Annotated in this window: 8 protein-coding genes; 6 read left to right on the top strand and 2 right to left on the bottom strand. The window is 43.8% G+C overall.

The features are described 5' to 3' along the window. Positions 1-131 precede the first annotated feature (131 nt). A complete protein-coding gene (locus BK120_RS16750; RefSeq protein ID WP_076268616.1) occupies positions 132-2,225 on the bottom strand; it encodes a GxGYxYP domain-containing protein in 2,094 nt (697 codons plus the stop codon). Positions 2,226-2,645: 420 nt separating this feature from the next. Between BK120_RS16750 and BK120_RS16745 the strand changes: the two genes are divergently transcribed. The 4 genes from BK120_RS16745 to BK120_RS16730 all read left to right on the top strand — a co-directional run bounded on the left by BK120_RS16745 (position 2,646) and on the right by BK120_RS16730 (position 7,881). Further along, on the top strand, positions 2,646-3,122 hold the full coding sequence (locus tag BK120_RS16745; RefSeq protein WP_076268615.1) for a CcdC family protein: 477 nt from the start codon (positions 2,646-2,648) through the stop codon (positions 3,120-3,122). A gap of 276 nt (positions 3,123-3,398) precedes the next feature. Further along, positions 3,399-4,301: a phosphatase PAP2 family protein gene (locus BK120_RS16740; protein ID WP_076268614.1), complete on the top strand. Its 903-nt coding sequence runs from the start codon at positions 3,399-3,401 to the stop codon at positions 4,299-4,301. A gap of 49 nt (positions 4,302-4,350) precedes the next feature. After that, a complete protein-coding gene (locus tag BK120_RS16735; protein ID WP_076268613.1) occupies positions 4,351-6,624 on the top strand; it encodes a glycoside hydrolase family 3 C-terminal domain-containing protein in 2,274 nt (757 codons plus the stop codon). 258 nt (positions 6,625-6,882) lie between these two features. Continuing rightward, positions 6,883-7,881 (top strand): LacI family DNA-binding transcriptional regulator, encoded by a 999-nt coding sequence (locus BK120_RS16730; protein ID WP_076268612.1) that lies wholly within the window; start codon positions 6,883-6,885, stop codon positions 7,879-7,881. Between the two features lie 96 nt (positions 7,882-7,977). On the opposite strand, the gene BK120_RS16725 is transcribed toward BK120_RS16730, so the two are convergent. Further along, positions 7,978-8,520, bottom strand: coding sequence for an NADPH-dependent FMN reductase (locus tag BK120_RS16725; RefSeq protein ID WP_076268611.1), 543 nt, complete (start codon positions 8,518-8,520; stop codon positions 7,978-7,980). 551 nt (positions 8,521-9,071) lie between these two features. Between BK120_RS16725 and BK120_RS16720 the strand changes: the two genes are divergently transcribed. Further along, on the top strand, positions 9,072-9,968 hold the full coding sequence (locus tag BK120_RS16720) for a carbohydrate ABC transporter permease (protein ID WP_076268610.1): 897 nt from the start codon (positions 9,072-9,074) through the stop codon (positions 9,966-9,968). Next, on the top strand, positions 9,965-10,846 hold the full coding sequence (locus tag BK120_RS16715) for a carbohydrate ABC transporter permease (protein ID WP_076268609.1): 882 nt from the start codon (positions 9,965-9,967) through the stop codon (positions 10,844-10,846). The genes BK120_RS16720 and BK120_RS16715 overlap by 4 nt, the downstream gene beginning before the upstream one ends. Positions 10,847-10,873 lie beyond the last annotated feature (27 nt).

Genomic DNA, 10,873 nt, shown 5'->3' with positions numbered 1-10,873 from the left:
GTACAGGAATAGCTCTCCTGTACTGCTACCAATACTCCCGTTCAAAGCGAGCTATTCCTCAGCGAGCTTGATGCTTATGGGACAGCCCCTTTTTGGTTCCACTTTTAACAAAAGCCACGTACATTTTAAATCTAATCCTCGTTTTCGTCCTCCGCTAGCTGCGATTTGGCTGGCAGTTTATTGTAATCGCGGATAAGTGAGAAGTAGTGGTCAGCCCGTACAGCTTGATATTCCGGTCCGAGCGATTCTGTTATCGCCACAACATCAGAAGGTGTCATGCTCCATGCGAGCAGCCCGAGTGATACGAACAATGGTGATTTGCCATCCCATTTTGCTTTGGCTGCTGCCAAAATGTTTTTCCCGTCTTGTACGGTACTTATGCCTTGAATCGTGGATACGGGCAGTGTACCGTTTATAATTTCGACGCCATAATGATCTTCCCAGCTTAGGAATAGTCCTTTTGCCTTGTAAAACTTCTCGTAGGCAGCTGCCTTTGATGCGCTGAGCGGAACATTCTCGCTGTTCACACGATTCAGCACATACGGAACGGTCATTCCTGTTTGCTTCATATACGTATAAGACTGCTTAAGGAAATCAGAGAATGTGGCTTCCGGCCATGCTTCCGGATAGAAGTAGCCTGATCCAGAAGGGCCAGCAATGATGAGGTCATTTTCCGTCGCTGTCTTTTGGAAATAGTTCAGAATAGCGGGTGCGCCGTCATAAAGAAGCGGGCTTGATGTCCAGTTGATCGGTACTTTTCCGCGAGCAGGATCATCCCATAGGATACGCATTCTATGCTGATTGTATTGGAAGTTGTCGCCTTCGCTGAAGGTGTATGTGACGTAAATTTTATTTGCAAGCTTAGGCGCCTTAGGTGTTTTGGCTTTGACTGCCTTTGCCTTTGTACCCGAGAAAACCGTTAAGTTGCTGAACCAGTCGGCCGCAAGCACGTAGACACTATAATTGGATGTAATTTCTACGGAGCTGAATTCGCCTTCAACGTCATTATTGAACCAGCCTAAGTAAGGGGTGCCTGGCTTGACGCCTGATAAGATTTTTTCGAAAAGCGCTTTCTGTTCCGGCACGTTGGAATCAAGCCAGAATACCATCGCTTTGTTCGCAACTGCATAATCACGGAGGTAGCCGTAAGGCTCCTTCTGGTCTGAGGTTGGCGGCTGGATATTGCCTGCCGATACCTTAAATTGATTCCACATAAGAACGGAGGCAGTTAACTGCTTTGTACCTGCAGGCGGCGTAAACTTATAGACGAAGTATCGGCCATTGTCTGCAAATCGGTGTCCGCCTTGGCCTGTTGATACTTGAGAGCTTTGGCGGTCGTACAGAAACGCTTCTTCCTCAGGCGTACCTGGAATGAACTGCGCGATTGTTTGCCCGTCTGCCTTCACGGTTACTTCATGAACGGCGGATCCCCAGCCATCCTGAGGGAAAGCGTCCTCGAAGCGAAGAAATACGGACTCTTTGCCCAAATTGCTCGTCAAATCCAGCTCATACGTATTTTTATTTTTGCCATCGCGCTCCTGCGTGATGTCTTCTGCAATGGTCTTGAACGATTCAGGGAGTCCGGGAGGTATTCTAACGGATGTGTCAGGGCTTAATCCGACTAACATCCGATGTGTCGATTTGGCCCATAGATTCTCATATTGCCATGTGTAAGCATCCAAACGGTCTTTGAATTTGCCTTGTAAATCATCGAGCACTTTTAGGTTGAAAGGTGCTGCTTTCAACTGCGCGGCGAGAGCAGGGCTAGCGACAACGGCATCCTTTAACCCAGCAAGAGTAGTCGCTACATTGACGGTATCAGCAACCTTCGGATCGTAAACAATGATGCCTTTTACTTCTTTTTTATATTTTTTGACGATATCCCAGTAATCTGCATGTACATTGTAGGGAACCTTCAAATCTTTTAGCCAGGTCAGTTTGCCTTCTTCTTGGTTTTCCAGCAGATAGATTCGAGGCTCCTCACGGTTAACGATACCCTGCAGCGTTGCAAGCAGAAGCTTGATGTCCCCTGGCGCATCATAAATATCAGCTACATCTAGTTTTTTTGGGGTTGCAAAGGATGGAAGCGCTTGCTTATTTGGCCAGCTAATGGAGCTTTTGCCGGATTTGGATTCCGCAGTTGCTGCAGCTGGTGCTGAAGCGCCAAGCGTTAAAGACAGCGTACATACGATAGCCAGACATGTGACAGTAAGTTTTCGAATCACGATCTTACACCTCGTCTCATCTGATTGGGTAATACCATCGTCATAGCGCCTTTTCCATTCCCTCCTTCTTAGGCGGCTTCGCTAATGTGCATACGGCAGTACCTAAACTATATATTAAATATATTTATGTTTAATACAATCGTTTCGACAAAGGTTCCAACAGAAGACAACTCGAGACCTAAAGGATTATAGCGCAAAAGAGATAGACAATAGTCCCTTTTACATAGTCGAATCATAAGAAATGCATACAATAATTTTATATATTAAATATATATAATTGGCGGAAAATAGGCATGCAGCATATACTTCACATAGCGATCCCTTTATATCCAAAGGAATCGTATTGCAGGTATTTCATTCGAATAGGTATAATATAAATTATGGAAATCTGATATTTAATTTTTAGAAAGCGGTGTTGAAATGGATCGTTCATTTTATGTGTTTGTCATTGCCATTGCTGCCCTCGTGCTGTGGAGACGAACAAGGAGCTTTTACCGCCCCATAAGAGGAGACGGCAAAAGGCTGTTGTACCCGATTCTATTTATGCTGCCGGGCCTGCTGTTGATATTTAATTCCAACGTCCATGCGCCGTTTTACGAATTTTTGATTGCTGCGGCTATCGGTATTATCCTCTCGATTCCTCTAATATGGACCACAAACTATGAAATTCGTGATGATCATCTTATATACGCCAAGAAGAACTGGGGATTCATCGTCGCTTTTCTTGTTGTCATTGCTATTCGTTTCGAGCTTCACCATTACATGTCCACAATTGAACCTCAAACGCTGGCTGCTTTGTTTATGATTTTAGCGTTCTTCTACGTCATCCCATGGCGAGTCGTTTCTTATATTAAATTTCGGAGATTAGTACAGCTTCAAACGGTACGAAAAGTATAATCGTTATTCTGCCACTCAAGGAGCCCTTTTAAAGGAGCTCCTTTTTTTCTGTTTTCACGACACCTCATTAAAATACTATTTTTCTGAAATTTATACCATATTTTGTGGAATTGGCATTTTATAATCAACGTATTGGGATGGAACAATGAAGATGAGGGGGAATTTGAAAAAGAGGCATGACCATGCTGGAAGTAATGGTGTAGTCGCAGCTTCTATCTTTTTTGAATAAATGTAAGCGCTTGCTGTAATGTACATTTTTCGAAAAGGGGTATGGATATGACATCAAAAGGAATGCGTCTCTTTATTTGGGGATTTGCGCTCTTGTGGGTCGCAGTCATGATCGTTTTTAGTTTTGCTGATTTGAGCTTGTCCAAAGCGATATATAACGAGGAACACTCCTTGTTTGGACAGTTTTTTGAAAACTTCGGCGAGCATCCGGCATTTATTGTCCTATTTATCGCGGGCAGCATTCTCTTTAGTACGGCTAGGCATGAGAAAACAGACAAAAAAATCTTCATTCGTTTTGTGAGCGGTTTGTTTGTCATCTTAGGCGGTTTTGCTTCCACTTCGATTGCGTTGTCACGAGGCTTTGAGCTGAGCGGCGGCGGTGTGATGCTAATTTGTTTGCTTGCCATAATCGTAGTTGCGGCAATTATTCAGCGGTTATTGAATTTGGTGCCAGCTCATACCTTGAAGATGTACAATCGTGCGGCTTGGGCAGGCATAGTCATTATTTTTGTTGAAATCATGCTCGTAAATGTGCTGAAAATATTTTGGGGCAGAATGAGGTTCCGAAATATGGACGGGGACTACTCGCAATTTACAAGCTGGTTTATGCCGCAGGGAGTTCAAGAAAATGGTGTCAAATCTGAAGTTTATAAATCATTTCCTTCAGGGCACTCTGCGAATGGATGGACGATGATGGTATGGATGCTGTTTATGCCGTTTGCGAACAAATGGCGTAATATTATGCTCTCAATAGCGATTGTATGGGGAGGCTGTACCTCATTCAGCCGAATTATTATGGGCGATCATTTTGCAACGGATGTGTTGTTTGGCGCGTTTATTACAATCTTTAGCATGCTCTTCATATGCAAGCTGTTTAAAGTTGATTTGTATCCGGCTTCCTTCTTGCAGCAGCGATCAGGAATTAGTCCTAATGCTGTATTCAGAGCTTAAGGCGTTTAAACATAGGTGTAATGAGAAACATAATAGAGGAGGATTTTAAATGAAAATGGATATTCAAGCGCTTATTGACCAAATGACTTTAGAAGAAAAAGCAGGTATGTGCTCGGGGCTCGATTTCTGGCATCTAAAGGGTGTTGAACGACTTCATATTCCTTCTGTAATGGTAACGGATGGACCTCATGGGCTGCGTAAGCAAAAAGGTTCTTCTGATCATGTAGGTATTTTTGATAGCGTTCCTGCTACCTGTTTTCCATCAGCGGCGGGGCTTGCCGGCTCTTGGGACCGTGAATTAGTTGGAAAGGTAGGCGTGGCTCTTGGCGAGGAATGTCAAGCGGAGGATGTGGCTGTTTTACTTGGGCCAGGCGCGAACATCAAGCGGACGCCGCTATGCGGACGGAACTTTGAATACTTTTCTGAAGATCCTTTCCTATCCTCGGAAATGGCGGCAAGCCATATTCAAGGGGTACAAAGCCAGGGTGTTGGCACTTCACTCAAGCATTTTGCACTCAACAATCAAGAACACCGCCGGATGTCAGTCGATGCGGTTGTCGACGAGCGGACGATGCGTGAAATTTATTTGGCAAGCTTTGAGGGTGCGGTGAAAAAAGGGAAGCCATGGACGGTCATGAGCGCCTACAACAAAGTAAACGGAACGTATGCTTCGGAAAACGAATTTTTGTTAACGGATATTTTGAAGGAAGAATGGGGCCATGAAGGTTTTGTTGTCTCCGACTGGGGTGCGGTAGATGAGCGAGTAGATGCGCTTGCAGCGGGACTTGAGCTAGAAATGCCTTCCAGCAACGGCAGTGGCGACAAAAAAATAATAGAGGCCGTTCGAAGCGGCAAGCTATCCGTAGAATTGCTCGATCAAGCTGTTGCAAGACTGCTTCGGATTATCTTTATGAGCGTTGATCAGAAAAAAGAGAACGCTTCCTACAATGTGGGAGAGCATCATCAGCTAGCTCGCACGGTTGCTAGTGAATGTATGGTGCTTTTGAAAAATGAACAACAGCTGCTGCCGCTTAGCAAAGGAAAAAAAGTGGCGGTCATTGGCGCATTTGCTCAAAAACCTAGATTTCAAGGCGGCGGCAGCTCGCATATCGTGCCGACTGCGCTCGATAATCCACTGCATGAAATGAAGCAGCTGGCTGGAGACTCGTCATTCATTGTTTATGCTGAGGGTTACTCGCTGGATAACGATAATATTGATGATGCGCTCGTGGAAGAAGCGAAGAAGGCCGCTAGCGAAGCCGATGTGGCCGTTGTATTTGCGGGTCTTCCCGACCGTTATGAATCTGAGGGGTACGATAGAAAACATCTAAATATGCCGGGTAATCAGAATCAGTTGATTAAGGCTGTAGCGAGTGTGCAAAGCAACGTCGTTGTTGTCCTTATGAATGGTTCGGCTATCGAGATGCCTTGGGCTGACGAGGTGGGAGCCATTTTGGAGGCTTACTTAGGAGGGCAAGCGGTTGGCGGTGCGATTGCTGATGTCCTGTTCGGAGAAGCGAATCCATCCGGCAAGCTGGCAGAGACATTTCCTGCTAAGCTAAGCGACAATCCATCATTTCTGTTTTATCCAGGCGAGGCGGATCGAGCGGAATATCGGGAAGGCATTTTTGTCGGATATCGTTACTATGATTCGAAGAGCGTTAAGCCGATGTTCCCGTTTGGGCATGGTTTGAGCTATACAACATTCGAGTACACAAATCTGTTGATAGACAGCAAGGAAATAAAGGATACGGAAACGGTAAACGTTCACGTCACGGTTAAGAACACAGGAACACGCTCTGGCAAAGAAATCGTTCAGCTGTACGTTCAAGATGTCGAGAGCACCGTGATTCGGCCGGAGAAAGAGCTTAAAGGATTTGCCAAGGTAGAGCTGCAGCCTGGAGAGCAGAAGAAGATAACGTTTACGTTGGATAAACGATCTTTCGCTTATTACAATGTTGCTCTAAAAGACTGGCATGTCGAGAGCGGAGACTTTGCTGTTCTTATTGGGCGTTCATCGGAGGATATTGTCCTAGGCGAGACGCTGCGCGTTCAATCCACTGTCCCTCTGAAAGTTGTGTATCATCGCAATAGCCTTCTCGGTGACTTAATAAGCGATACGGAGAAGGGTCCAATCGTGCAAGGCATTATGCAGCAGGTTCAAGCAGGAATGGGAATCTTGATGTCTGAGGAGAACGAAAATGCAGACATGATGGCCGCGATGATGAAATTTATGCCTCTTCGCAGCTTGGTGTCCTTCAGCCAAGGGGCGTTCACAGACGAAATGTTAAACGGCTTGCTTCACCAATTAAACCATTCATAGTAGGAGCGAAATAGATTTTACAAAAGGACCGTCCTTCCGCGTGACGGTTCTTTTTTTCTATTCAATTAATGCAAAGCTTTTATATGCCGATCCACAATTGAGCAGGGATGTGAGGTGCCTTTTACGGTCAAAACCAGAATATAGACCTGTCAATGGAATAAAACATAAATTTACTCTAATAAAGTCTCAACTTATGTGAAATCTAGTGGTAAATGTGGTATGTTTATGTAAATTGCGTTTAACAGGAGCGGTTCATCAATGAAGGTTAGTATATTCGATGTTGCCAAGAAGTCAGGATTGTCGGTTGTAACGGTATCCCGAGTTCTTAATAAGTCGACATCCGTGCGCCAGAAAAATAAAGAAAAAGTGTTGCAGGCCATGAAGGACCTGGACTATCATCCGAACGCCTCAGCCCGCAGTCTTGCAAGCGGCAAAACCGGTATTATCGGTCTAACTTTGACGACATTGCATGATACTGTTCTTGACGCTGTAGTCAAAGAAATTAATGATAGCTTGGCAGAGCAGGGTTATTTCCTGGCACTCTCCATCTCGCAGGGGGACGAGGATTCATTTGATCGTTCGATGTTTCAAGAGGACCGTGTAGATGGAGTTATTTTGCTCTCGCCAATTAATGCAGATATATATGTGATGGAGCTGAAGAAGCGGAAAATTCCTTTTGTCATCCTTGATAATCAGCAGCGCAATCCGACGGTTCCTTCTGTTATTGTTAATAATTTCAAAGGCGGATATGATGCAACCAAACATCTCATTGACCTTGGACATACCGAAATTGCTCATATTAGCGGACCAGATCCGTTTCTGAGCAGCCGTGAGCGTGAGAGAGGGTTTATGTTCGCGCTCGAAGAAGCAGGCTTGCAGCCTTTTGAAGTGGAGCAAGGATCGTTTGATATTCCTTCAGGCTACGCCATTGCCAAGCGCTGGATCGATGCAGGCAAGCTGCCTACAGCGGTATTCGCAGCAGATGACTTTATGGCACTTGGTGTAATGGATGCTTTCAAAAATGAAGGGGTTCGCATTCCTCAAGATGTATCCGTTGTAGGTTTCGATGACCAGATCTATGCGGAAGAATTTCATCCTGCGCTGACAACCATCCGTTTGCCATTTGAGAAAATAGGGCGGCAGGGTGTAGATATTTTGCTGAAGCTAATCAAGGATTCTCCAAAAAGAAATACGATCATGGAGTTTGATCCGGAGTTAATGGTGAGGAAATCGACGGGAGCGCCTAGAGGGCGTTAAGTTTAAGAATAATGAGCAAAAGAGCCAACGCAATTACTATTTGTATAGTAATTGCGTTGGCTCTTTCTATTTATTTTGGCTGCGTCGCTATTAAGTCTAATAGCAAGCCTGCTCAAGTGATTGAAGCGCGGTTATTAACTCCTGCTTTAATGGGGAATCGGTAATCATGCCTTCTTTATTTAGCTTCAAAGTAATATGTGGAATAATTAATGTCCCGCCCTCGACAATATCAGCATTAATCATTTTAAGAGTAAGCAGAAGTGAAGCATGAGCTTTGTCCCCGCCCATTGGAGTAGGTGAGGCACTAATTACCGCTGTAGGTTTATTCATAAACGCCGTTGTGGATACAAGCCAGTCCAGCGCGTTTTTCAAAACGCCAGGAACACCGTTCCCATATTCGGGTGTACATATAAGCACGCCATCCGTTTCCTCAAGAAGTGCTCTCAGCTCTCTGACAGGCACCGGTCCTTCATCTATATCCATGTCAGGGTTGAAATGCGGAAGGTCGCCTAACCCGCCATAGATAGTAAATTTCATGTTTTCGGGGGCTAATCCGATGACAGCCTTCATTAGCGATGTATTTGAGGAGTTTTGACGAAGACTCCCCGAAATAGCCAAGATTTTTATTTCCTTATTCATCCCACTTCATCTCATTTCTTCTATGCTATTAAGCCCTCGATATGGAGTTGCCGTGTATTATGATAAACAGTCGCATTCATATTTATTATCTCATTTAAACACGAGTTTTCAAATAACTTCTGCCTTTACTAAATTAAAACCCGATAATTGAATAGCGCTTTCACATAATAAAGTTTAAACGTTTAAACAAAATATACGACAAAATATACGTTTGATACTTTTAAGAGACAAGTAAAGACAAAAACAGAAACCGTACGTTTTTGTACTAGGTAAAGGGAATCTATAATCCATAATAAACAAAAAAAATATTAATTGACATATTTTGAATGTCGGTATAAACTCATGTTGAATATTAAAGCGGTTTAACTTTCGTGAATGAAAAGCAATAACAGAGAGAAAAAGAGGTGATTTGAAAAGCAATTTCGAGGAAATGCAGAAGCAAAGTAATGGTGGAAAAAAGGGGACATACAAGAGAGCGATTAAGAGTTTTTTAAATTTGCTTCTTTTAAGGCCAAGAGGAATAGGAAACCAAATGGAAGGGGGCGGTTTTACTGAAGAACAGCAAATTTCAGAGACGGGAAAACAAACACTTTTATTTATTTATTTCGCCATGGATTATTGGTTTTCTCATATTTGCTTTATATCCAGTAGGCGCATCATTGTACTACAGCTTCACAGACTACGATATTATTAACCCGCCTGTTTTCGTGGGATTAAACAATTTCAAAGAGCTCTTTCAGGATGAACAGTTTTATAATTCGATAATGGTTACGCTCAAGTACACGCTTATTAGTGTTCCTATCACGTTGTTTTTATCACTTATGTTTGCAATCTTGATTAATCAGAAGATTCCTTTTAACGGTTTTTTTCGAACAGCGATGTATTTTCCAAGTATGATTTCAGGCGTATCCATGGCCTTGTTATGGTTTTGGGTATTTAATCCACAGGCGGGATTGTTCAACTATGGATTATCTTTTTTCGGAATTGACCCCATTCACTGGTTCCTGGATGAGAATTACGCTTTGTGGGCGCTCATCATTATGTCGTTCTGGGGACTCGGCGCAGGCATGCTTATTTTCTTAGCGGGTCTTCAAGGTGTGCCGGCTCATCTGCTGGAGGCAGCAAGGCTCGACGGCGCTGGTCGGTGGAAAACATTTTGGAATGTAACCTTTCCAATGATTTCGCCCGTTTTTCTATTCCAGCTTATCATCGGTGTCATTGAATCCTTCCAAGTGTTTACACAGGCCTATACCATCACGCGTGGTGGACCGAACTACTCTACATGGTTTTACGTGTACAACATTTACATCAATGCGTTCAAAAATTTCCGTTACGGATACGCGTCTACCATGGCCTGGATCCTACTCGTTGCAGTACTCGTTGTCACCTACTTTATCATGAGGACGTCGAAACGTTACGTTTACTACGAAGGAGGGGGCAGTAAATGAGTGAAGTGACCCATGACGCGAGCTCAAAGCGGATTATTGTCAAAAGAAAGCTAAAGCTTTCGCAAATTGTCGGATTTCTTATTTTATTAGCGGTAACAATTACGATGCTCTCACCGGTTTGGTTTATGCTCTCGACATCCTTGAAGACGACGAAAGAAATGCTTATGTTTCCCCCCACAATCATTCCAAAAGTGTTTGCGTGGGAAAATTTCCGTGAATTGTTTACCAATACCGAAATTAAATTCGGACAGCAATATAAGAACAGCTTGATTGTTGGCATATTCACAGTTATTGGAACGGTGCTTTCTTCATCATTCGTTGCCTTTGGATTTGCTAGATATAAGGGAAAAGGCAGCGGGCTTATGTTCATGCTAGTGCTCAGCACATTAATGCTTCCTTATCCAGCGATCATGATTCCGCAGTTCCTATTATTTATGAATCTTGGACTGCATGATTCGTTATTGCCGCTGATTCTGCCCGCTTTCTTTGGGTCAGCTTATATGATTTTTTTATTGCGACAGTTTTTCTCTACGCTGCCTGACGAGCTTTATAACGCCGGCCGGATTGACGGCTGCAGCGAGTTCAGACTGTACTGGAATATTACGCTGCCTTTAGCAGGACCAGCACTCGCTACGGTTGCTATATTTTCATTCATTTGGAGTTGGAATGACCTGCTCACCCCTGTACTTTACTTAGATTCGCAGGAGAACTTCACGCTTCCAGTAGGGATGGCTGCTATGCTGTCATCGAAGTTTCGTTTAGCGCCTTGGAATTTACTGATGGCCGCTTCGATTCTTTCCGTACTGCCAATTATCGTGTTGTTTGCGGTAGCACAGAAGAGATTCGTTGAGGGAATCGTACTTACAGGCATTAAATAGTTTGTTAAGCGTTTTAGCTTGCTTGTA

Source organism: Paenibacillus sp. FSL A5-0031, assembly GCF_001956295.1.
GTDB lineage: Bacteria > Bacillota > Bacilli > Paenibacillales > Paenibacillaceae > Pristimantibacillus.
The sequence above is the reverse complement of the archived record's forward strand: the minus strand, read 5'-3'. Positions and strand labels throughout refer to the sequence as shown.

Bases quoted from the DNA above. Each gene is read 5' to 3' on its own strand.
- BK120_RS16730 (WP_076268612.1), top strand. From the start codon at position 6,883: ATGAAGGTTAGTATATTCGATGTTGCCAAGAAGTCAGGATTGTCGGTT.
- BK120_RS16725 (WP_076268611.1), bottom strand. From the start codon at position 8,520: ATGAATAAGGAAATAAAAATCTTGGCTATTTCGGGGAGTCTTCGTCAA.
- BK120_RS16715 (WP_076268609.1), top strand. From the start codon at position 9,965: ATGAGTGAAGTGACCCATGACGCGAGCTCAAAGCGGATTATTGTCAAA.
- BK120_RS16735 (WP_076268613.1), top strand. From the start codon at position 4,351: ATGAAAATGGATATTCAAGCGCTTATTGACCAAATGACTTTAGAAGAA.
- BK120_RS16745 (WP_076268615.1), top strand. From the start codon at position 2,646: ATGGATCGTTCATTTTATGTGTTTGTCATTGCCATTGCTGCCCTCGTG.
- BK120_RS16740 (WP_076268614.1), top strand. From the start codon at position 3,399: ATGACATCAAAAGGAATGCGTCTCTTTATTTGGGGATTTGCGCTCTTG.